A 22555-nucleotide genomic window follows, 5' to 3' on the forward strand; every position below is an offset into this window, starting at 1 on the left:
ATTTTATAATATAAAAATAATTTTTGCGGGTGAGTTTTTATGAAGTTGCGTGCTGCGTCAATGGTGGAACTGCAACGATCAACTGGATGTCGTCAAACCGCTCCGTTTCGTGGAGTGTAAAACCCACTTTTGTAGGCCCTTATTACTATAATCTTAGTGTAACGGTTACAAGAATGGATGGCTCTTGGGCGTTTGAGCAAGATTTTTCGGGATTATGTCTGAATGGAACGAAAACTGGAGTGACCAGCAGTTTCGGTTACAATTTGGCACCTGGGAGGTATTATGCTACGCTGACTGGGGATTTTATTTTTGATCCGGGTACTGCGGGGGTTGAACCCGGTTGTACGATTCCGATTGACATCTACTAAGGATGAAAAGGACGTTCGCTGTGAAAGCAAACGTCCCTTTTTTAGAAAGGAAGTCACAATGAGAATCACTAATTCCTCTTCACTGATTGTTTCTTTTGACACATCAGCGGCGTTGAATTTCATGGTGTATTTGCAAAATGCTTTGCTTCCTGTGTCCCAAGGAAGGCCGAAGTTTCCCCGATTGAAGCCAATCGGCTTACTGGATGAGAAGTTTAAGCAGCTCACATATGCATGGGAAGAAACACTTTCTTTTTTACAAATTAAAGAAATGGACACGTTTCCTTATGGGTATGAGAAATTTTATCGGGAGTTCTTTGACTCCGAAGAGGCGTTAAAAGAATGCTTTCTTACCTTCTACAGCTGGTGGGAGAGCGGGGGTGGATGTTATTTGGTAAGTTCGGTTGGGAACAAGAGCGTGATATACGATTATGCAGTAGGTCAATCGGGCGAAGCAGACACGAAACTCCAAGTGCAGATCGTTTATGACGAAGTTTTGTCGACCTGTTCTGTTGTCCGTCAAGGGTTCATGGTTTTATCGATCCCAGAGTTGGAGACGTTGCACCACACAGGAGAAATTACAGATGAGATTAAGGGGAAGATCCGCAAGGCGCTTTCTTAATGCTGTCCTTAGATTCAATCGGAGGAAAAACGTACTGACCGCAAGAGCAACCAGTGCGGTTTTTCGTGTACATATGGAATGCTGTGACTGGGACTCTGTTGTGTCGGTCAAGATCATGTTAGAATGAAACTCCAAAGGTGACATAAATACATCTAGAGATAGATCGCGCACAATCCGTTGAGGAAGGAGGAGAGCCGATGAAGACGATCACAAATCAAGAGGAACTGATCCGCGAACTGGAGACCGTCCTCGAACAGCTTCGAGAAGGCCATACGGAAGCGTCGGCTGCGCTGGCGGCAGATCTTCTGCAGGGACTTTCTCTTCCCGCGTTCAAAAAACCGAAACGGAGCGTCAAAAAGCGCGTCAAGCGCTTCGTCTTCCGCTCCGTCCTGACAATCCTCGCCCTCGGGCTGATCGGCGGCGGAGTGTACGCGTACTTCGGCAAAGAGAACAAACCGACGATTTCATCCTTCGTCACCGGCGTGCAAGGCATGGCGGAGCTCGCGACCGCCCAAGCGTACGTGATGACCACCATCGAAGGCTCGGACAACAAGCTGTTCGGCATGGACATCTCGGCGGACATCCCCGGCACGAAACGCCATTATATGATCATCGTTCCCGCCAAGATCACGTCCGGCGTCGACTTGAAAGCGGTCCAAGACTCCGACATCAAGCTCGACGACAGCGCCAAGACCGTCGAGATCTCCCTCCCGCACGCCAAGATTCTCGACGACAGCATCCAGATGAACGACGTGAAAGTCTACACCGATCAGGGGCTGCTTCGCGCGGGTTACAGCGCCGAGGAGGGCGTCAACCTGATCTCGCAGGCGTCCGTCAAGGAGCGCCTCAACCAGCAAGCCAAGGACGCCGGCCTGATCAAAACCGCAGAGGACAACGCAACGCAGGCGCTGCAAAAACTCTACGACCGATTCGGCTACCACGTGATCGTCACGTACCACGACTAACCGCCGACTCACCTCCAAGACGTCAAAAAGACAAGACCTTCCACGGGCCTTGTCTTTTTTTGTCCGGCGATTGGTGAAAAATTCGTTCTCATTCGCGAAAGTCTCTCATAGATTCCAACGAGGACAACCCGTATAATGGGCAGTGTCCGAGGAGACCCTGAATACTTGTGTGGTCAAAAAATGTTTACAAAAATTTTTTGCGCGAGACTCTTGCAAAGAATTTCAGGTTTGACTATCATAAGAATTGGAATTAGCACTCTGGTCTAGTGAGTGCTAACAATAACGTTCTCGAGGAGGTTTTTTTCATGATTAAGCCGATCGGTGACCGCGTCGTCATCAAAGTTGTAGAACGTGAGGAGAAAACCGCATCCGGGCTGTTCCTGCCGGACACCGCCAAAGAAAAGCCGCAAGAGGGCGAAGTGATCGCCGTTGGCTCCGGCAAGATCGTAGGGAACGCTGTTGTGCCGCTCGAACTCAACGTTGGCGACCGCGTGATCTACTCCAAGTATGCAGGCACCGAACTGAAGTACGACGGTGTGGAATACTTGATCCTGCGTGAAGCGGACATTCTCGCAGTCGTAGAGCGCTAAACCGTACGACCCCACATAGAACACCAACCCGCTTTTCCCAATACGTAAACCAACAACGGTAGGAGGTTTTCGAACATGGCAAAGGAAATTAAGTTCAACGAAGAAGCACGCCGTGCGATGCTGCGCGGTGTTGACATCCTGGCTGACGCGGTGAAAGTCACCCTCGGCCCGCGCGGCCGCAACGTCGTTCTGGAGAAGAAATTCGGTTCCCCGCTGATCACCAACGACGGTGTAACCATCGCGAAGGAAATCGAACTCGAAGACGCATTCGAGAACATGGGCGCGCAACTCGTGAAGGAAGTTGCCACCAAAACCAACGACGTAGCGGGCGACGGCACCACCACCGCGACCGTTCTGGCACAAGCGCTGATCCGCGAAGGCCTCAAGAACGTCACCGCAGGCGCAAACCCGATCGGTCTGCGTCGCGGCATCGAGAAAGCCGTTCGCGCGGCGGTTGAAGAGATCAAAGCGATCTCCACCCCGATCTCCGGCAAAGAATCGATCGCAAACGTTGCGGCGATCTCCGCAGGCGACGAAGAAGTCGGCCAACAAATCGCAGAAGCGATGGAGAAAGTCGGCCAAGACGGCGTCATCACCGTCGAAGAATCCCGCGGCTTCCTGACCGAAGTTGAAGTGGTCGAAGGCATGCAGTTCGACCGCGGCTACGTGTCTCCGTACATGGTCACCGACGCTGACAAAATGGAAGCGGTTCTCGACGAGCCGTACATCCTCATCACCGACAAGAAGATTTCCAACCTTCAAGAAGTGCTGCCGGTTCTTGAGAAAGTCGTGCAATCCGGCCGTCCGCTCCTGATCATCGCAGAGGACGTCGAAGGCGAAGCGCAAGCAACCCTCATCGTCAACAAACTGCGCGGCACCTTCACCTGCGTCGCGGTCAAAGCTCCGGGCTTCGGCGATCGCCGCAAAGCGATGCTCCAAGACATCGCGGCTCTCACCGGCGGTCAAGTGATCACCGAAGAGCTCGGCCTCGACCTGAAATCGACCACCGTCGATCAACTCGGCCGTGCGCGTCAAGTTCGCGTCACCAAGGAAAACACCATCATCGTCGACGGCTCCGGTGACAAAAACGACATCACCGCACGCGTCAACCAAATCAAAGCGCAACTCGAAGAAACCACTTCCGAGTTCGACAAAGAGAAGCTCCAAGAGCGCCTCGCGAAGCTCTCCGGCGGCGTAGCGGTCATCAAAGTCGGCGCTGCGACCGAAACCGAACTGAAAGAGAAGAAACTGCGCATCGAAGACGCCCTGAACGCAACCCGCGCTGCGGTTGAAGAAGGCATCGTCTCCGGCGGCGGCACCGCGCTCGTCAACGTCATCCGCGCCCTCGACAAAGTAGAACTCGAAGGCGACGAAGCGACCGGCCTCGCGATCGTCCGCGCAGCTCTCGAAGCTCCGATCCGTCAAATCGCGACCAACGCAGGTCTCGAAGGCGCGGTCATCGTCGAGCGCCTCAAGAAAGAGGAAATCGGCATCGGCTTCAACGCGGCGAACGGCGAATGGGTGAACATGCTGCAAACCGGCATCGTCGACCCGGCGAAAGTCACCCGCACCGCACTGCAAAACGCGGCATCCGTCGCAGCTCTCTTCCTCACCACCGAAGCTGTCATCGCTGACAAGCCGGAGAAGAAAGCAGCCGGCATGCCGGATATGGGCGGCATGGGCGGTATGGGCGGCATGATGTAATCTGCCCGCCGTACGGCACAATGAAAAAGAAGGCTCCCGCGCGGGGCCTTCTTTTTTTGCGTTTTTGCGGGCGTTGTTTTAAAACCACACCCGAATCAACTCGGTATCCTGTTCCTTCCCGCGCAGTTTCACGTCGCCGATGCGCGCCCACTGAAACCAGCGCCCGTCCGGCTGGGCGTGGATGCGCTGGAACAGGTCGCCGGAGATCAGGCATTCGACGCCTTGAACTTTGCATTCTTCCTGCAGGCGGGCGGCGGTGTTGACGGTGTCGCCGAGGAACGCGATCTCGCGCTTGTTGTCGCCGATCTCCGCCGCCACCACCGGACCGCCGTGCAACCCGATGCGGTACTTCGGAACCAAGCCGTACTTCTGCTGGTAGCGCCCTTCGACATGCTGGAAGACCTCGTAGATCGACTTGCAGCACTTCAAGCAATTGCCCTGCTTCACGCCGAGCTTGACCGGCCAAGACACGATCACCGCATCGCCCACATATTTGTAAATCTCACCGTGCGAGCGCAGGATGCTCCCGGTGATGTCGTAGAAAAAGTCATTCAGAAAGTCCTGATACCGAAGATCGCCCAACTGCTCGGCAATCTGCGTTGAGCCCTGAATGTCCAAAAACATAAACACCCGCTCTTCCTCCACCGGCCGGTGATACTTCCCCGTCAGAAAGTACCCGAGCACCCGACGTCCCAACAGCCGGTTGAGCATGACATAGACGTTCAACAGAAACGCCACCACCAAGATCAGCAGCGCCATCACGTAAAACGAGCGGTCGATCTCGATCTGAAAGTGATGCGATTTCAAAAACTGCTCAAACCCGTACGACATCGTCAACCAAAACGTAACGGTCACCGTGTAGTACACCGTCCGAATGAACACGGCCACCAGAAATCGAGTCCTGCGCAAATAGCGGGCAAACACATGAAGCTCCACCGACGTGATGCACAACGACGTCACCATGCCGGTCAACGCTCCCGTCAAGGCGTTCCAAATCAGTATGTCTTCATGGAGAAACGAGTTCATGACCCCGACCATAACACCAAAAAAACCGCTGACCAACATCAAGCGGAGGTCGCGTTTCCACAGCTCGCGGTTGCGAAATGAGTTGTTCACCTTCAAAATGATCGTCACCTTTACAACAGACATTTCTTTAATTCTAAATGTCGTTTGGGTGGATGTGCAAGCAATTCCTTATGAAGTGTGATAAATGGGAATTATTAGATTTTCAAGGGGCGAGCTCGATGAATCAAGTGTGGAAGTTTGGTTTTTAGGGGCTCTTCGCGTTGGTTTATGCGATGATGATCGGGGCCGGGCATTGGATGAACCTCGTGAATTTTGTGTTGGTGATCGTCGGGATTCTCTTGATCACTTGGCTGATGAAACGCTTCTTCCCGACATTGCTAACTGCATCCGCTCCCATCCAAGCGAAAGCCTCGCACACGGCTTTCGCTTTTTTCTTATCGCATACCCGCCCAAGAGTAGGAAACTCTAGAAGGAAATACAGGGTATAGGACGTGGTGCCAGCATGAAGAAAAAACTACTGCTCATCACCCTCGTCTGCTCGCTCGTCGCCAGCGTGTGTCTGTATTCGTCTGTCTACGGCGAGGAACGGGACGAGTTGCGGGCGTTGGTGTTGTATGAAACGGGAACGACCGGCTACCAAGACGCCTTGCAAAACTGGAAACAATCGCTCATCGCCAATCTGACCGTCACGAGCGCACCGTTCTCCGAACTGGAGCGCGTGCCGCTTTCCACCTACCGCCTGGTCTACGTCGATCCGACGCTGTTGCAAGACCCCGACCGCGCCCGGATCGCCGACCAGTTGAAGACTTTTGTCCAACACGGCGGCTTCCTCTTCGTCGAGGACGCCGTGCACGAAGCGTTTGCGCCCGACTTCCTCGGGGCGAAGGAATTTCGTGCGCTCTCCGCACCCCCGCACAGCCTCGACTTCCCGCAAGTCCGCCAGAACCTGCGCGGGTTGCAAAGTGTCGTCAAGGACTACCGGGAACTACTCGACGCACTTCCCGACGCTTCGCTAAGCTGCACAGGTGCGGGTCCTTCCGTCGCCAAGAACCAGTGCGGCACAGGTCTGGTGCCTTCCACCGCCGAGACGCTGGCGAGCGCGCAGGACCTCTCGCTTTTTACTGTAAACCGAGTGGGGGAAGGGGCGGTTTTTTTCGCAAACGCGCTGTTGCCAACCCGTGCGAACGGCAGCGGCTTTCTCGCGGCGGGCAACTACCTCCTGCAAAATGAGTTCGCCGCCTATGCCGCCTTGGAATACACCGGCTTCGTCGTCAAAAAAGTCCTCGGCACCTACGGGCGACCCGCCATGGCGATGCAAACGCCGATCCAACGAACTTCCGACGTCAAGAACGGCACGATGGACCGCCTCCTCGACCTAGCCATTCAGCACGACGAAATCCCGTCGTTCTCGCTCGCCCGCACGATGGAGAGTGTCAATCTGGCGGAGTACCGCATGGACCCGCCGATCGACTCGCCGGCGTTTCCCGAGCGTGACAAGTTGAAGCGCACGCTTCAGAACATGCAAAACGCCGGTCTCGACATCCAAGCCCGTCTGTTCACGCCGCCCGCCTCTCCCGCGGACACGCAACGAGAACTTTCCCTGCACCGCCGGGCGTTTGCCGCGTACGGGCTTCCGTGGAAGCACATCGGCGCCAATCAGCAGACGCCCCTCCCGCCCGACCCGACGCAGATTCTGTCTCTTGAAGTACAGAGCGGCATCGCGTGGAATTCAGGGATTCGGCCGGAGCGACAGACGGCGTGGAACGTTCCTTTTTTCTGGACGAAGGGAGACGAGACGTTGCCGCTGCTGGTGTTCAACCCGATTTCGAACCCCGACCCGTCGCTCGCAAGGCACGACCTGCCGCTCAGCCTGCGACTGCCCAGCAACCTCTCCGATGCGGAAAAAACCGTCCTGTCCGCCGATCGGTTCCGTCGCGGGCACGACTACAATTTCATGACGGAAGAGCAGATGTTCCGCACGTTTCGCACGGTGCTGGGCTCGCGCGTGGAGCTCGTGCCGGACACGAGCAGCGACGCGCGGGTGTACACGTTGACCGTGACACCGCCCGCCGATTCGAAGGGGCTGGGGGATGATCTGAAGGTGTTGGGCGTGCACGTGCTGCTTGGCGAGCGCTATGCCAACGAAGGCGTGTCGACCGATGCGGACATCTACACGCGGCGCGGCAATTCGATCTACTTCGGCGTGTGGCAAAAAGCCGCGTTCACCATCGGGCTCCCGAAAAGGCCGACCGACCCGCCGCACCTCCTGCGCGCCAATCTCCCCGTCACCGTTCGCCAGAACGGATTGCGCGTCACAGTTGAAGTGAAGAGCAAAGGCTTGCAGCAGTTGAAGTTCTGGGCCCCGTCCGGTTTGCAGGTGGAAACGCCGGGCTGGAGCGTGCGGCATGACGGCGCAGAAGCTTGGGTGCTGACGCGATACGGCGGCCCGACCGACTTGCAGATCACGTACAAATAGTTCCATCAATGTGAACAAACTGTTTCAACTCCTAACTCCCGGCAGGACAATCACGTTATGTCGACGAAGAGGTTCCGACAGACTTCGACAGCCGGAGAGGAGTATTGGAGTGAAACCAAAAAACCTGCACAAGCTGCTGACCGGTCTGCTTGCTGTGTTGCTGGTCACGGGGAGTACCCCGAACGGCGCATGGGCAGACGAGGCGCTGGATACCGCGAAGCAACAAGCGGATCAACTGCGCGCACAGAAGGATCAAATCAACCAACAACTGCAAGCCACACAGGCAGATATAGACAAATTGACGGCAGACATCCAAGCCGCGATGGAGAAGAGCGCCGATCTGCAGAAGCAAATCGCTTCGACGCAACAGAAACTGGAAGAGCAGAAGGTCAAGCTCAAAGGCCGCGTGAAGACCATGTACGAGGGCGGGGACGTCTCGTTTTGGAGCGTGTTGATGGATGCGACCAATTTCAGCGACTTCCTGGATCGGATGCAATTGTTGTCGATGATCGTACAGCAAGACAACTCGATCATCGAGGACTACAAAAACACGCAAAACCAACTCAAGCAACAGCAGTCCGACCTCAACGCGCAAAACGAACTGCGCAAAAGCAAGCAGGCGGAATTGAACGCGATGGAAGCGGACCTGCAAAGCAAAGCGCAAGACGTGCAAAACCAGATCGCCGTCAAGGACGAAGAGATTGCCGACCTGGAAGCGGCGGGCGTGGCGGCGTACCAAAGCTACGCGGACGGCGTGGCGGCGGGGACGATCATCCCGCCCTCGGGCGGCGGCACGTTTGCGTGGCCGGTGCCGAGTTCGCACATAATCACGTCCGGTTACGGACTGCGCAGCGGCGGCGAATTCCACAAGGGTATCGACATCGGAGCCCCGGTGGGCACGCCGATCACGGCTGTGGCGGACGGCACGGTCTGGGCGGCGGGAACGGCGGAAGGCTTCGGGCACTGGATCGTCATCTTGCATGACAACGGCCTGATGTCGGTCTACGGCCACATGTTCGGCAACGGAGTTTATGTGCATGCGGGGCAGCGGGTCCAACAGGGCGAAGTGATCGGCGCGACGGGCAACGACGGCGAATCGTCCGGCCCGCACCTGCACTTCGCGATCGCCAACGGCGTCTCCGGCGGCCGCATGAACTACATCAACCCGATGGGGTATTTGCAATGATCCAAACAAAAACTGCGATCCTCGGAGTTGCGATACTCGCGCTCCTGGGTTCGGTTGGGACCAACGTCTATCTCTTCAACCAACACAAGGCAGCGGAGCGATACTATCTTGCCCGAACTTTCACGGCGGCGGGCGAAGACCTGTTGCAAGTAAGCTCCTCCATTGACTCTATGCTGAAAGACCCGGCCTCCGTGAGTTTTCAAATGGGGTTGCTGACGGCGCACATGGACGGTGCCAATCAACGCACGTTGGATTTAACGAGCAATTTGACCGGAGCGAATCCCAACACAGAGTCGTGGGAGGTCATCCACCAAGGACTCGACCGCGCCATGCAACAAGTCTTCGAGCTCAACAGCCAGATCAAGGACAACAAACCGTTGACCGTAGATCAACAGCAGAGATTGAAGAACATCCGGGAACTTTCAGACGGCGTGTTTGAAGTGTTTCGAACCAGCAATCCAAACACCGGCGACATCAAATCCGCCTCCCTTCAAAACGCCGTCATCTCGGCGAAAAAGTTTTCGGCACCATGAGAAAATCCCTCCCGCTTACGAGCAGGAGGGATTTTTTTGGAGTAAGGCGACAAGCGTTCCCATTACCGACGAAGATTCGAGAGGCTCTGGAAACTTGCTTAGAAGATCAACAAACACCCGCCGAAGAACACAAACCCGAAGATCAGCGCCATCAAGCAATACCCCATGATGTCGCGGATCGTAAGCCCGGCGAGGGCGATGACCGGCAGCGCCCAGAACGGCTGCACCATGTTGAACACGCCTTCGCCAAACGAGACGGACATCGAGATCTTGCCCAAGTACTCCGGAGCGGTCTGTTTCAACGCCATCGCCGCTTCGATGGAGATCGGGCCTTGCACCGCCCAGTGTCCGCCGCCGGACGGGACGAACATCGTGATCAGGCAGGAACCGATGAAGTTCAAGAACGGCAGCGTATGCACGGAGGCCGCCGAGACGAGGTCGCGGGCGAGCACCGTTTCCAGAGGGTCGATGCCTTTCGCCGGAACGTACGCCATCAGCGCCATGATGCCGCCGTACAGCGGGTACTGCAGAAGCAACGAACCTGCCGATTTCGCCGCATCCACAAACGCGCGGGCGTAGCGGATCGGCGTCCAGTGGAACAGCAACCCCAGCACCGTGAACAGCAAAATCATCGTGTTGATCGTAACTTGCCCTTTCAGAGGCCCGAAGAACTCATACAGACCCGCCGCCGCCAGCAAGAGGTTGAAAATCCACAAACCTTCCACGCGGGTTGCAAACGTCTTGGGCGCGTTCGCGGCTTGCTCTGCCGCCGCCGCCGCCTCTGCATCCGCTTTCATCAACAGGTCGCGGTTGACCGTCTTGATGTTTTTCGGAGCCATGAATTTCAAGATGAAGGGGAACGTTACCAACGTCAGCAACACGGGGATGAGGTTGTACGCTTTGAAGACCGTGTCCCCGACACCGACTGTTTGTTTGGTCATTTTGTAGATGATGTTCAGCGACGACGACGCGTCGGCGTTTGCCAGCACGATCGACGACGAGAAGCCGGACGTCCAGACGATGAAGCCCATGTACGCAGCGGCTACGACGTAGCCGAAGTCCATTTTTTCCAAGCGCTTGGCGATTTCCTTTGCCAAGATCGTGCCGATGACGAGGCCGAGGCCCCAGTTGATCAGCGAGCCGATCGCACCGGTCAGGAAGCAGAGGATCGCCGCTTGCACTTGGTTTTTCGGCAACGCGGCGAGGCGGACCAGACCGCGCTTGATCAGCGGCGCTTGCGCCAGCGTCGTGCCGCAGACGAGGATCAACGTCATCTGCAAGGCAAACGTAAAGATATTCGACTTGCCCCAGACACCCTCATACCACGCGTTGATGAGGCCCGACATCGAAGCCTGCGGAACCAACCAGAAGTTCAGCACCACAACCAAGAACGTGAGGATGATGGCGAACAGGTACGGGTCCGGCATAAACCGTTGCACATACCGGACAAAAAAGTTCGTGAGTCTCGCGAACAAGAGATTGACCTCCTTGAATATCGGAATATTTACATATGTATAATACAGCAAAAATCGATCAAATAAAAGAGCCCCGCTCACGTAATCGGAGCGGGGACTTTCTGTTACTTGTTTAAAACGCTGTCTTCCAGCACGGCGTGCTTATCGCCGTAGACTCGGATGATATGCTTTTCCCCCCACGCGCACAGCGAGTCGAGAATGCCGGTCAAACTCCGTCCGTACTCGCTGAGTTCGTACTCGACTTTGGGCGGAACTTGATTGTACGTAATGCGGTTGATCACGCCGTCGTGCTCCAGTTCGCGCAGTTGTTGGGTCAGCATCTTCTGCGTGATCTTGGGCATGAGGCGTTTTAATTCACTGGTGCGTTTGGTGCCGTGCGTGAGATGGCAGAGGATGACGGTTTTCCATTTGCCGCCGATGACTTCCAAAGTGGCTTCGACGGAGATGTTGTATTTTTTTTCGGTCATGACAGAACCTCCTGCTCGCTGGGGCGTCGGTGTAAGGGTACATTGAGGTACCTATCTCACAAAAAAGTACGTTCTACTCTTCGGGAACTCTATACCCCATAATACAAGGCATGAACGAACAATACCAGTAACCCGAGGAGGTACTTCGATACATGACGATGAATCTGCAATCGACCGCCACGTTGTCGAACGGAGTGCAAATGCCTTGGTTCGGCCTCGGCGTGTTCAAAGTAGCAGAAGGGGGCGAACTGGTCCGCGCGGTGAAGACCGCGATTCAAAAAGGCTACCGCAGCATCGACACCGCCGCGATCTACGGCAATGAGCAAGGCGTGGGCCAAGGGATTCGAGAAGGTCTCGCCGCCACCGGGCTTTCGCGGGAAGATCTGTTCGTGACTTCGAAGGTCTGGAACGCCGACCTCGGCTACGAACAAACGAGAGCAGCGTTCCAAACCAGCTTGGACAAACTCGGCTTGGACTACCTCGACCTCTACCTCATCCACTGGCCGAAAGCGGGCCTGTACCGAAAGCGACCTGCCCGGAGCAGGTCGCTTTTTTCTTACTCCTGTTTCGGCCAGCCGCCCCAGAGACCGCCGAGGTGACCGTCCGGGTCGCGGAACGTGAAGCTGTGCCCGCCGCCGGGCAAGAACCGCATGTCGCTGACTTCCACGCCTTGCGACTTCAGCGCGTCATACGCACGGTGGATGTCTTCCACCTGCAACTGAAAAATCGTCTGCGGCACGCCTTTGGCGTCGAGGAAGTCGAGATTCGGGACCTGCGGGCTTTGAATCAAGCCGAGGCCGACGCCGCCGACGTTCATCCACGCTTCGGTGTGTTCCGGCTGATACTCAAACGAAAACGGCAGCCCGAGCACATCGCGGTACCAGCGGACGGAACGCTCCAGATGGCTCACGGGCAGTTGAATGACAGCAAAATTTTTGACTCCAGCGGACATGGGAATCACTCCTTTTACTTTCTAAATTCTTCCTGTTATCAAAAAAACCTCTGTCGCGCGAGGGCGAGCAGAGGTTTGGGAATCAGGCGGTTGCCGAGACGGTGCCGCCGGGTTTGGAGGTTGGTTTTTTGTTGGCGACGGCGACGCCGCCGAGGATGAGGATGCCGCCGATGATTTGGCTGCCGAAGATCGGATCGCCGAGCAGGAAGTGACCGGCGAGCAACGCGATAAACGGCTGGACGTTCATGAACATCGCCGCGCGCGAAGCCCCGATGACCGACACGCCGGAGTTCCACCAGAACCCCGCCAAGCCTTGGTTGAGAATCCCGGCTGCGGCGAGCAAGATCCACAGCCAGATGCTGTGCGAGACCACCGTGCTGCCCGCGACCGCTTCACCGGTGAACGGGATGACCATCAGCGCGCTGCCAAACACCGTCGAGAAGATCGTCACCGCGTACGACGACAGCGATTCCGTCAAGCGGCGGATGAACAACAGCGACGTGGAGAGCGTGAGCATGGCGAGCAAGAGATAGAGGTCGCCGATGGAGAGCCCGAATTCGCTGCTCTTGCCCATCACGACGATGATCACCACGCCCGCCAAGCCGATGATGGCACCGCTGATCTTGAACACGTTGAACTTCTCTTTCAGGAAGATCCGAGCCAAGATCGTTGTGCAAATCGGTGCGAGCGCCAGGATCAGCGCGGCATTGCCCGCGGTGGAGTGATGCAGGCCCGTGAAGTAAAACGTTTGGTTGAGCAACGTGCCAAAAATCCCGGCGCCCGCCAACAAGCCCCATTCCTTCTTGGTCGGCTTGCGCAACCCGCCGTTGATCATTCCGACGGAAATCAAAAACAGTGACGTCATGCAGATCCGGACAAACGACAGGAAGATCGGTGAAAAGTCGCGCAGCAAGTACGCGCTGATCGCATAGTTACTGCCCCACAACAGGGAGACACTGAACAGTCGCAACAGGATGATTCGCTCAGACATGGTTTTTTTTCACGATCCTCTTTATGAAATTGGGTGAACAGCGGAATGTATATATGCTTAATTTCCGATTGTAGTACACCCTTGGAGAACGCGCAAGAGCAAGAAAACAAAGAAGAAGCCGATGTAAACGGCTTCTTCTCTTTTTTGCTTATTTGTCCGAGAGGGTGATCGTATATTCCTTGGTGACGCCAAGACGCGAGGTGACGCGCAGGACCATGCCGGAGGTGACGTCGGTGTGATCCGGGTCGAGCACCGGTTGACCTCCCGGTCCTTCGAGGATGTCGACGCGGGAGCCGTCCGGCACGATCGCCGCCAGCTTCAGCAGCGTGGCTTTGGTGTGTTGCGGAACGTTGACGATGCCCGTGACGACGCCGTCAGTGTCCGAAGCGGTCGTGCCCGCATGGCGGAACGGAGCGAGTACGATCAACGACGCTTCCGAATCGGCGAGGGACAGGGTGTATTCCTTGACCGTGTTGTCGGACGCGATCAACGCGAGACGCATGTGCTCGTTGAGCGGTTTGGAGCGGTCGGTGATTTCAGAGCCCATCGAACGGTCGAGCACTTGGACTCCCACGTTCGGAGTTGCGGTGTGAATCGCTGTTTTGATGGCGTCAACGGTTGTGCCGAACGGGATGTTTTTGATGCCAGCCACTCGACCTTGGCCGTCGAGATCGAGGTTGCCGATGTTCGTGCCGGCGATCGATTTGTCGATCACGCCGGAAGACGTGACGAGGTCGGTGAGAACCCGCTCTCCCATGTTGTTGACTTCCAGTTTCATGGTGGCAGGATCGATCACCGTCGTCGTGTCGGTGACAGGTTGGCGGGTGCCGCCCGCAACCGAGACGATTCGGGCGGTGACGCCGTCTGCGAGCGTGACCGCGCCGATCAGTTGTTGCACCGTCGTGCCCGCTTGGATCGAGAGTGATTCGATATTGCCGTATTTGCTGTACATCGGCTCCCCGACAGAGCTGTCGACAGCTTGGACGTAATACGGGCTTACTTCCGGCGCGAGTTCGAGCGAGTAGGTTTTGAAGTCGCCGTCGCTGTTTGTTTGCAATTGCATATTCGCGTTGATCGGTGTTTCATCCGCGACTGCGTTGCCGCCAAAGTCGGTGATTTTGGCGGTGACGCCCGGCACGGTTTGCACGGCGGCGAGCAGCTGTCCGGCGGTTGTGCCTGACGGGATGAACTCGATGCCTTGCACCGGTTCGTCTGCGCTGTCGTCGATTTTCAGTTGGCCGATGGAGGTGTCGAGCAACGTTTGCACCGGAGTGGAATCGTCGATCGCGAAAACTTCGGTGGAGGGTTCGGAGATGTGACCGTTATTCATCGCATAGAGTCTGTAAAAGCCCGGCGTTACATGGGACGTATCGAAGTTGTAGACGTGGTCCGGCATGACCTCCGAGTGCAGGTACGCTTGTCCGTTCTCCACCGCTTGTTGCAGAGAGACGGCGTCGGTGACCGTCACGTCGGAAGAAACGAGATAGAGGAAGCCCGGCATGCTCGATTGGGCGAGCAACGGTTCTCCGCGACGCAAGTTCGTCCAGCCGGTTTTGGCGGTGACGGTCGGTTTTTGAACGAAAAGCGGGATGTCGTGGGTGAGGATTTCGCCGGTTTTCAACGTTAACTGGCTGGTGTTCACAATATCCGACGTGTTGTCCAACACGGTCAGGGTATAGGTCCCATCGGGCCAGTTGCCGCCGATCCCATAGGTGCCGTCCTCGCGGGAGATGCCTTGATAAACTGTCTGCCCGTTTTTCACGAGGTGAAGTTGTGCGTACGGAATTCGGTCTCCGTTGGCATCGACAATCTTGCCTGTCAGCTGCAAGGCAGACGCTGCAAAATCCAGCTGCTTGGATGTCGTGACTTCGCCGTTGGACACGTTGATATTCACCGGTTGCGGATCGCCGTTACTATGGGATTGGTCATGAAGTTCCAACGTGTAGGAACCGTCCGGCAAGTAAATTCGATAATTTCCACTAAAATCCATAGGGGAGTACTTGTTGACAGGCGGTTGGTACCCAACGCCTTGGTACCGCAGGATGAGGCAGCCGCTCGTCAACCCGGCGCCTGTCGCATCGGTCAAGGTGCCGGTCAGGTTCGGCAGGACCATTTTCACTTCCGGGATCTTGACCGGACCTTGCGTTCCTCGGCTCGGAGCATACGTCCATGTGAACGGGAAAGGTTCGACGTACGGCGAATTCGGGTCGGATTGGGAGCGGACGGAAATCTTGTAGGTTTCGTCAGGAACCAGATTCGCGACTCGGAAATACCCGTTGGTATCGGTGATCCCGCCCAATACGAGTTGATTTGCAGGAGATTCGAAGGTGAGTTGTCGATTCTTGACGGGCGTTCCATTCGGGTAGGTCAGGCGACCTACGGCCTCTGCGGCAGTGTAGCGAAGTTCCGGGAGCGGAGCGCCAGCCTGGTAGATCAGATCGATCTCTGCTGGCGGAACTTCTTGGTCCTCCGGGTCAATGTCCGTTCGCAAGATGTACATATGGCCCGCGACCAGACCGCTCAACGCATACTCCCCGTTTTGGTCGGTGTACGAAACTTCCGTACGTTGCGTCTTGGCTTGCAGATCGAAGAGCAGAACGCGTTTGCCGACGGCAGGATCACCGTTGGAGTACGTGACGCGGCTTTTGAGTTGGACCGCCGTGCCCGTGAAGGTCTTGCCGGTGTGTTGACCGGAGAGCAGGACTTCATAAGCGTTCGTCGTTTGCGGTGCCGTCACGACTTTAATCGTGCTAAGCCCAATCACGTTATTGCTGTCGGGGCCGTGCACGAAGTAGACTTTCAAACCGTTCGTGAACGACACGTCAACCGCGCTTGTCAGCGGTTTTGTAAACGTGATCTCCACGGTGGTGGTGTCGATGGAGCGAACGCTTTGCACCGCCGGAACCTCCGCCGGGGTCGGAGTCGGAGTCGGCGTCGGAACCGGGATGTACCCGCCACCGCCGCCTGTGACGACAGGAGGTGTTTGTTGAAACGGAGCGGTCGTGCCGTCCGCTTGTTTCTCCAGAATGTTGGTGATGTTGTTTTTGACGGACTCATAGTTTGAAACGATGTCGCTGATCTTTGCGCCCTTCGGCAGGATTAGAGAGTCGATTTTGGTGTGCGTGCCGAGCGTCAGTTTCGTCGACGCGCCCTCAACTTCCAACGTCTGCACCGGTTGGTCAAGCTGCAAGTTCGTGACGGTGGAGGCCACGCTTAGTTTCGGGATCTTGCCGGTGCCGGTGATCGAAGCGTTCGCCGAAACTTCCACGTCGGACATGCTCGTCGTGCCTTTGGAGTCGACGTGCACGCCGTCTTTGCTTACGGTGACGGAGCCGAGGCTTGCATCTTCAAACTCGACGGTGTTGGCGTCGCCGCCCGCGATGAGCGTTTTGCCTTGGACGTGGAGCTTTTTGGCGTAGAAGTCGTTTTGGACCGTCGGGTTCAGGCGAAGGTCGCCTTGGACGGTGAGGTTTTGCACGGAAACGTAGTCGGAGTTGACGACGAGGTTGCCGTCGAGCAACGCATTCTGTCCGTCAAGCACGACGTTGCCGCTGAATTCCGCTTTCCCGGAAGCGGCCGCAACACCCGCGGCGTTCAGTTCAAGCGAGGTCAATTTCGTCACGGTGTCGCCGTCCGCTTGGAAGCGCAGTTTGGCGCCCGCGAGCGCGTTTTGGTTGGCGAGTGAGAGCAGTCCTTGGAGGGACTTCGCCACTCGGTACGACTTGCCGTCGAGGACGACGGAGGAGTCGGTGATTTTGTCAAGTGTGGCAGACGGGCTTTGGGTGTCCGCCAACTGCTTCGCGAGAGTGACCGCCATCATCGCGACTTCTTGGCGGGACGCGTGGGCGTGCGGGTTGAAGTTCGTGCCGTCGCCGTGCAGAAGCCCTTTTTCCAAAGCGGTTTGGACGTAGCCTTTCGCCCACGGCGAGATGCTGTCGCGGTCGGCAACGGAGAGATTGTCTCCGGCTGCCGCTTGGTTGCCGGACGCTTTGACGAGCAATACCGCCATCTCTTCGCGGGTGATCTCGTCTTGTGGACGGAAAGTGCGGTTGCCGTCGCCGTTCATCAGGCCGGCTTTGACGGCCGCTTCGATCGAGGCATGGCTCCAATCGGAGACGCTCACGTCTTGGAACGAGGACGTTTCGGTCGCCGGAGTCGGCAGGTTCAACGTACGGACCAGCACAGCGGCCGCTTCTTGGCGGGTGATCGCGGCGAGCGGACGGAACTGACCGTCTCCGTCGCCGCTCATCAGCCCGAGCGACAGCGCCGTTTGGATCGCGTCTTGCGCCCAGGAGTCCGCTTGTCCCAAGTCGCGGTACGAGGTCGTCGAGGAAGCAGACGCCGCAAGCGGCGTGAGGGTCATCGTCAGCGCGAGCGTGACGGCAAGCCATTTATGAGTGGGGGTCATCATCATTTATCCTTCCCTTTTATATGTATTTACATTGCGAACATCAGTATAGCATGGGAGTAGTTGGGAAAAAACAGAAGAGTGCAATCTGTCGAATAATTTTTTCACTTCCTGTTCCGTTTTTTCGAATTTTCGTGTAACTTTTGCGGCAAACTAGTATCCAATACTTGTGCAACGACAGGGGCGCGGGAAATCTGCTACGCTGATAGGAAAGGAATTGCCTCCATCGGTGCCGAAATACAACAGGATGATATTGGAAGTTTTCAAACTCGAAGTGGAGGACTGTTCGAATGATGCAATATACCGAAAAAGACTTGATCAACCGTGATTTCGATAACCCGCATGACGTGCTCAACAAAGTCGTGAGCAACGTGGAGCAAGTGATCGTCGGCAAGTCCCGCGCCGTGCAGCTGTGCATGGTGGCGCTGCTTTGCGACGGGCACGTGCTGCTCGAAGACGTGCCGGGCGTGGGCAAGACGATGCTCGTCCGCTCGCTCGCCAAGACTTTGGGTTGCTCGTTCAAGCGCATCCAGTTCACGCCGGACTTGCTGCCGTCCGACGTGACGGGGATTTCCATCTACAACCAAAAAACCGCCGACTTCGAATTCCGTCCGGGCCCGATCATGGCGAACGTCGTGCTCGCCGACGAAATCAACCGCACGTCGCCGAAGACGCAATCGGCGTTGCTCGAAGCGATGGAAGAAAGCAACGTGACCGTCGACGGTGTCACGTACAAGCTGCCGTCTCCGTTTCTCGTGATGGCGACGCAAAACCCGATCGAGTACGAAGGAACGTTCCCGCTGCCGGAAGCGCAACTCGACCGCTTCTTGCTCAAACTCAACCTCGGCTACCCGTCGCAGGAGGACGAGATCGACATGCTCTCCCGCCAGCAGATGGCGCACCCGATCGAAGCGATCCAGCAAGTGACCGACTTGGAGACGCTGCAAGAGATGCAGCGCAAAGTCCGCGAAGTGCACGTCGACGAATCGCTGCGTTCGTACATCGTCAAGATCACCACGGAAACCCGCAAACACCAAGCGGTCTACCTCGGGGCTTCTCCGCGCGGTTCGCTCGCGCTCTTCCGCGCGTCACAAGCGCTGGCGTTCGTGCTCGGCCGCAACTACGTCGTGCCGGACGATGTGAAGCAACTGGTGCCGGTGACGCTCGGACACCGCATCATCTTAAAATCGGAAGCGCGTCTGGGCGGCCAATCGGTCGACCAAGTGCTGTCCGACATCTTGAGAGGCATTCCGGTGCCGGTCACCCGTGAGCAGGTGAGATAAGCGTGTGGAAGACGACAGGACGATACATTCTCTGGCTCACCCTGCTGTTTGCAACGTTTGCGTACGGGAAGTTCCAGGGCGGGTTCGCCTCGTGGTTTTTGTTCTATGCCGTGATTCTGCTCGCCGTGTACGAGTTCGGCACGGCGCGGTTCGCGCTGCGGCGCTCGACGTCCACGCGCAAACTCTCGTCGCATAAGCTCTCGGCGGGACAGACGCTCGACGTCGACATCCTCGTGGAAGTCCAAGGCCGCTGGCCCCTGCCGTGGCTGGTGCTCGAAGACTCGCTGCCGACGCGTCTCTTGCTGCAAAGCGGCACCAACCGCGAACTGCACTTCCCCGGCTTCAACAAAAAACTCCGCCTCACCTACTCCCTGCCGAACATGCCGCGCGGCAAGTTCCAATTGGGCGACACGTACCTGACGACGGGCGACATGTTCGGACTCTTCAAAAAAGAAATCGTCCATCGCCGGTTTGACGACATCACCGTCTACCCGAAAGTGATCCCGATCAAACACTGGCACACCGTCAACAAGTTCAACGCCGGCTCTTCCTACGCGCAAAACCGCATGTCGGAGGATTCGAGCAACGTCATCGGCGTGCGCGAGTACGCGCCCGGCGACCGCCTCTCGCGCATTCACTGGCGGGCGACGGCAAGAACGGGCGAGTTGAAGACCAAGGAGTTCGAATTGCACGTCACCAATGACTTGATGTTCTTCCTCAACCGCTCGGAAGCGGCGTACCTCGGAACGTCGAACCAACTGTTTGAAACGGCGGTCACCACCTGCGCATCGCTTGCCAAGTACGCGATCACCAAAAAATACTCCGTCGGCCTCGTCTCGTACGGCCGCGAACGCATGAGCATCCCGCAAAGCCGCAACTTGGAGCAATACATGCGGATCATCGAGCATTTGGCGATCGTGCAGCCGGACGGAGCGGACGATTTCACCGACACGATCTTGCGCGAAGTGAATTACTTGAGCCGCGGCAGCACCGCCGTGTTGCTGACGCCGGTGCTGGACGACAAACTTGTGCAACTGATCGGTTTTTTGGAACACCGCAAGATCAAAGCGGAAGTGTTCTACTTCGTCGGCGGACGTCAACTGGAAGAAGCCGACCATGCGCGCATCGGGAAGATGACCACGTTCGGGGTGGTCACGCACCTGATTCGCGACGAAAACGAATTGGACGACGTGTTAAGGGGGCCGGTGGGCTATGCTTCGAACAGCTAGATGGGTCACGGGCAGCGCAGCCCGGGAACTGGTGTTGTTCGCGCTGATCTGGTACTGGATGCTCCAGCTCCTGCTCCCGTTCGGCGAAGCGACCCGGATGCCGTCTGTGTTCCCGTTTGCCTTGTTTGTCGGATGTTTGTTTGTCATTGATTACGCGCTTCGCCACTGGGCGTGGCGGTCGCTTCTGAAACTGGTGCTGGTCTTGGTGTTTTTGAAGATCTTGTACTATCCGAACGTGCCGTTTTACGATCCGGGTTGGGTGAGTGCGTGGTTGCTCGACTTGTACTTCGCGATTTCCAGCGCGTTTTCCGTGTCGCTTCCGATGCTGTCGGAAGGCGCGCGTACGACCGGATTTTTCGTGGCGTTGCTGCTGCTGCAGACGACGTTCCGGCAGGCGCTGCGCCATCGGGTTTGGATGTTTCTGTTCCTGATTTTGGGGACGGTGGGGCTGGGCGTGCTCGATACGTTTTTTGTGGAGGACGCGAAGTGGCACATCGTGCAGTTTTTGTTGGTCGGCTTGGTGATGCTGGCGTTCATGCAACTGCCGCTCATCGAGCGCGTGGCGCGCATGCCGATCAAGATCAAGGGCTGGCCGGCGGAATGGCTGCTCTGGACGATCGCGCTCTCGCTGGTCGTCGTCGGCACGGCGTCGGCGGCGCCGAAACACGAAGCGCCGTCTTGGCCGGACCCGGTGGCGTTTTTGCAAGGCAAGAGCGGGGACGGCCCCGTGCACCAGAAAATCGGCTACGGCAACGACGACCGCCAACTCGGCGGGCCGTTTGAAATGGACGACTCGGTGGTGTTCACCGTCACGACGGCGGGAGAAGGCTACTTCCGAGGCGAGGCGAAAACGGTCTACACCGGCAAAGGCTGGCTGTCCGGGTCGCTGGGCATCCCGGTCGGCGTCAAGCAGAACTTGAAGCCGTACCAAAACTACGAAGCGGGCAACATGGACGAGTTGAGCTTGCTCGATGTCGGCGGGATGCTGGCCAACACGTCCGTGTCGGAGGCGAAAGACACGATTCTGGACACCAAGGAAATCAAGCAGACGTTCTCGTTTGAGCAAAACATGGTGCCGGTCGTGTTCAACCAATACCGCATGACGGGGATTGCGGACATCCAAAATGCGTCCGATCAGACCCGCTACAGCGGCATCGACTCGCGCTTTGATTTGACCTCGCTGTACAAGGGCGACAGTTACACCGTCGTCTCGCAAATTCCGTTTTTTGACGAGAAGGCGCTGAAAGGGGCGAACGTCCCGACGATCACGCGCGGGATGGAGCCGTATGTTTCACTTCCGACCACCCTGCCGCAGCGGGTCAAAGACTTGGCGAAAGAGATCACCAAGGACGCCAAGACGCCGTATGAACGCGCGTTGGCGCTGGAATCGTACCTGCGCTCCAACTACATCTATGACACGCAAAACGTCCCGGTTCCCAAAGCGGACCAGGACTTTGTCGATCAGTTTCTGTTCGATTCCAAACGCGGCTATTGCGACCATTTCTCGTCGTCGATGGTCGTGATGGCGCGCGCGCTCGGCATGCCGGCGCGCTGGGTCAAGGGTTTCACGATGGGCGACCCCGATCTTTCTTGGAAGAGCCCGGTCGAGGGCGAATACAAGTACGTCGTCAAAAACAAAAACGCACACTCCTGGCCGGAGATCTACTTTGATAAAATCGGTTGGGTTGCGTTTGAGCCGACGGCGACGTTCAACATGCAGCGCAACTACAAGCAGGACCAAGAAACGGTCGCGCCGCTGCCGGTTCCGACCGACCCGGCCAAGCGCGACAAAAACGAAACGCAAGACCATCCGACCAAGACCTCGTACAGCATCGAGATCAACTGGAAAGCTGTAGGGCAATACGTCGGCTATGCGGCGATCGCCGCGCTGATCCTCGCGCTGTTCAACCGCCGCAAGTTGATGACGGCGTACTACTTGCGCCGCGCTTACCGAGGCGACGGAGACGTGGTGTTGAACGCGGTCGTCCGCCTGTTTCTCGTCTTGGAAAAACTCGGCTGGCGTCGCCAAAGCGACATGACGTTGCGCGAATACGCGCAGCAACTGTCGAGCGCCAAAGAATTGAGCGGGCGGGAAATGGTGCCGCTGGCGAAAATTTTTGAGCGCGTGCGCTACGGGCAAGCGTCGGTGGGGGACAAAGATCGCCATCAAATCCGTGACCTGTGGACACGACTTGTCCGCAAAGCGGGACGCCAAAAGCGCCGCAAGTAAGCAGTAAACGAACGATACGACAAATTGAGTTGACGAATGTTCGTCTTTTGCAG

The 22555-nt window shown here is 56.9% G+C and carries 17 protein-coding genes and 1 pseudogene; 11 read left to right on the top strand and 7 right to left on the bottom strand.

Features of this window, described 5'->3' with window-relative positions; genetic code table 11:
* Window positions 1-426: 426 nt before the first annotated feature.
* The 4 genes from EL26_RS19165 (at window position 427) to groL (ending at window position 4246) form a co-directional block, all read left to right on the top strand.
* Window positions 427-987 carry a hypothetical protein gene (locus EL26_RS19165; protein WP_038092848.1) on the top strand — a complete coding sequence of 187 codons (561 nt, stop codon included), beginning with the start codon at window positions 427-429 and terminating at the stop codon, window positions 985-987.
* A gap of 197 nt (window positions 988-1184) precedes the next feature.
* The gene (locus EL26_RS19170) at window positions 1185-1952 is read left to right on the top strand and encodes a DUF4230 domain-containing protein (protein ID WP_038092851.1); all 768 of its coding nucleotides are present in this window, start codon (window positions 1185-1187) and stop codon (window positions 1950-1952) included.
* 305 nt (window positions 1953-2257) lie between these two features.
* Window positions 2258-2542, top strand: coding sequence for a co-chaperone GroES (gene groES, locus EL26_RS19175; RefSeq protein WP_038092853.1), 285 nt, complete (start codon window positions 2258-2260; stop codon window positions 2540-2542).
* 75 nt (window positions 2543-2617) lie between these two features.
* A complete protein-coding gene (gene groL / locus EL26_RS19180) occupies window positions 2618-4246 on the top strand; it encodes a chaperonin GroEL (protein WP_038092856.1) in 1629 nt (542 codons plus the stop codon).
* Between the two features lie 78 nt (window positions 4247-4324).
* Here the strand turns inward: groL and EL26_RS24110 are convergent, their stop codons facing one another.
* Both EL26_RS24110 and EL26_RS26515 read right to left on the bottom strand, forming a co-directional pair.
* Complete coding sequence (locus tag EL26_RS24110) at window positions 4325-5362, bottom strand: adenylate/guanylate cyclase domain-containing protein (RefSeq protein ID WP_238546152.1); 1038 nt, start codon at window positions 5360-5362, stop codon at window positions 4325-4327.
* Between the two features lie 175 nt (window positions 5363-5537).
* Window positions 5538-5669 (bottom strand): hypothetical protein, encoded by a 132-nt coding sequence (locus EL26_RS26515; protein ID WP_274518901.1) that lies wholly within the window; start codon window positions 5667-5669, stop codon window positions 5538-5540.
* Window positions 5670-5774: 105 nt separating this feature from the next.
* On the opposite strand from EL26_RS26515, the gene EL26_RS19190 reads away from it, so the two are divergent.
* From EL26_RS19190 to EL26_RS19200, 3 genes are all read left to right on the top strand, one after another.
* Window positions 5775-7748, top strand: coding sequence for a hypothetical protein (locus EL26_RS19190; protein WP_038092859.1), 1974 nt, complete (start codon window positions 5775-5777; stop codon window positions 7746-7748).
* Between the two features lie 109 nt (window positions 7749-7857).
* Complete coding sequence (locus tag EL26_RS24115) at window positions 7858-8934, top strand: murein hydrolase activator EnvC family protein (RefSeq protein WP_052036593.1); 1077 nt, start codon at window positions 7858-7860, stop codon at window positions 8932-8934.
* Window positions 8931-9467, top strand: coding sequence for a hypothetical protein (locus EL26_RS19200; protein ID WP_038092861.1), 537 nt, complete (start codon window positions 8931-8933; stop codon window positions 9465-9467). Before EL26_RS24115 ends, EL26_RS19200 begins: the two co-directional genes overlap by 4 nt.
* 98 nt (window positions 9468-9565) lie before the next feature.
* Here the strand turns inward: EL26_RS19200 and EL26_RS19205 are convergent, their stop codons facing one another.
* Entirely contained in the window at window positions 9566-10942 is a 1377-nt protein-coding gene (locus EL26_RS19205; RefSeq protein ID WP_152559332.1) for a TIGR00366 family protein, read from the bottom strand.
* Window positions 10943-11046: 104 nt separating this feature from the next.
* A complete protein-coding gene (locus tag EL26_RS19210; RefSeq protein ID WP_038092864.1) occupies window positions 11047-11409 on the bottom strand; it encodes a winged helix-turn-helix transcriptional regulator in 363 nt (120 codons plus the stop codon).
* A 152-nt stretch (window positions 11410-11561) separates the two neighbouring features.
* Between EL26_RS19210 and EL26_RS19215 the strand changes: the two are divergent.
* Window positions 11562-11936 (top strand): annotated as a pseudogene (locus EL26_RS19215) (aldo/keto reductase); the annotation flags it as partial.
* A gap of 29 nt (window positions 11937-11965) precedes the next feature.
* On the opposite strand, the gene EL26_RS19220 reads toward EL26_RS19215, so the two are convergent.
* The 3 genes from EL26_RS19220 to EL26_RS24120 form a co-directional block, all read right to left on the bottom strand.
* The gene (locus EL26_RS19220; RefSeq protein ID WP_038092867.1) at window positions 11966-12361 is read right to left on the bottom strand and encodes a VOC family protein; all 396 of its coding nucleotides are present in this window, start codon (window positions 12359-12361) and stop codon (window positions 11966-11968) included.
* 82 nt (window positions 12362-12443) lie between these two features.
* Window positions 12444-13352 carry a DMT family transporter gene (locus tag EL26_RS19225; protein ID WP_038092872.1) on the bottom strand — a complete coding sequence of 303 codons (909 nt, stop codon included), beginning with the start codon at window positions 13350-13352 and terminating at the stop codon, window positions 12444-12446.
* Between the two features lie 148 nt (window positions 13353-13500).
* A complete protein-coding gene (locus tag EL26_RS24120; RefSeq protein ID WP_161780758.1) occupies window positions 13501-17763 on the bottom strand; it encodes an S-layer homology domain-containing protein in 4263 nt (1420 codons plus the stop codon).
* Between the two features lie 287 nt (window positions 17764-18050).
* Between EL26_RS24120 and EL26_RS19235 the strand changes: the two genes are divergently transcribed.
* From EL26_RS19235 to EL26_RS19245, 3 genes are read left to right on the top strand one after another with little or no spacing between them, the layout of a single operon-like run.
* A complete protein-coding gene (locus tag EL26_RS19235) occupies window positions 18051-19043 on the top strand; it encodes an AAA family ATPase (protein ID WP_052036595.1) in 993 nt (330 codons plus the stop codon).
* 2 nt (window positions 19044-19045) lie between these two features.
* Window positions 19046-20272, top strand: coding sequence for a DUF58 domain-containing protein (locus tag EL26_RS19240; RefSeq protein WP_038092875.1), 1227 nt, complete (start codon window positions 19046-19048; stop codon window positions 20270-20272).
* Window positions 20256-22502 carry a transglutaminase TgpA family protein gene (locus tag EL26_RS19245; RefSeq protein WP_038092878.1) on the top strand — a complete coding sequence of 749 codons (2247 nt, stop codon included), beginning with the start codon at window positions 20256-20258 and terminating at the stop codon, window positions 22500-22502. The genes EL26_RS19240 and EL26_RS19245 overlap by 17 nt, the downstream gene beginning before the upstream one ends.
* Window positions 22503-22555: the final 53 nt, after the last annotated feature.

Origin of the sequence: Tumebacillus flagellatus (assembly GCF_000714935.1) — a bacterium.
In the GTDB taxonomy this organism is placed as follows: domain Bacteria; phylum Bacillota; class Bacilli; order Tumebacillales; family Tumebacillaceae; genus Tumebacillus; species Tumebacillus flagellatus.

What these genes read in the sequence shown, in the direction of transcription:
- EL26_RS19235 (WP_052036595.1), top strand. Translation starts at nt 18,051, where the DNA reads ATGATGCAATATACCGAAAAAGACTTGATCAACCGTGATTTCGATAAC.
- EL26_RS24120 (WP_161780758.1), bottom strand. Translation starts at nt 17,763, where the DNA reads ATGATGACCCCCACTCATAAATGGCTTGCCGTCACGCTCGCGCTGACG.
- EL26_RS19170 (WP_038092851.1), top strand. Translation starts at nt 1,185, where the DNA reads ATGAAGACGATCACAAATCAAGAGGAACTGATCCGCGAACTGGAGACC.
- EL26_RS19245 (WP_038092878.1), top strand. Translation starts at nt 20,256, where the DNA reads ATGCTTCGAACAGCTAGATGGGTCACGGGCAGCGCAGCCCGGGAACTG.
- EL26_RS19165 (WP_038092848.1), top strand. Translation starts at nt 427, where the DNA reads ATGAGAATCACTAATTCCTCTTCACTGATTGTTTCTTTTGACACATCA.
- EL26_RS19200 (WP_038092861.1), top strand. Translation starts at nt 8,931, where the DNA reads ATGATCCAAACAAAAACTGCGATCCTCGGAGTTGCGATACTCGCGCTC.
- EL26_RS19220 (WP_038092867.1), bottom strand. Translation starts at nt 12,361, where the DNA reads ATGTCCGCTGGAGTCAAAAATTTTGCTGTCATTCAACTGCCCGTGAGC.
- groES (WP_038092853.1), top strand. Translation starts at nt 2,258, where the DNA reads ATGATTAAGCCGATCGGTGACCGCGTCGTCATCAAAGTTGTAGAACGT.
- EL26_RS19190 (WP_038092859.1), top strand. Translation starts at nt 5,775, where the DNA reads ATGAAGAAAAAACTACTGCTCATCACCCTCGTCTGCTCGCTCGTCGCC.
- groL (WP_038092856.1), top strand. Translation starts at nt 2,618, where the DNA reads ATGGCAAAGGAAATTAAGTTCAACGAAGAAGCACGCCGTGCGATGCTG.
- EL26_RS19210 (WP_038092864.1), bottom strand. Translation starts at nt 11,409, where the DNA reads ATGACCGAAAAAAAATACAACATCTCCGTCGAAGCCACTTTGGAAGTC.
- EL26_RS19225 (WP_038092872.1), bottom strand. Translation starts at nt 13,352, where the DNA reads ATGTCTGAGCGAATCATCCTGTTGCGACTGTTCAGTGTCTCCCTGTTG.
- EL26_RS26515 (WP_274518901.1), bottom strand. Translation starts at nt 5,669, where the DNA reads ATGGGAGCGGATGCAGTTAGCAATGTCGGGAAGAAGCGTTTCATCAGC.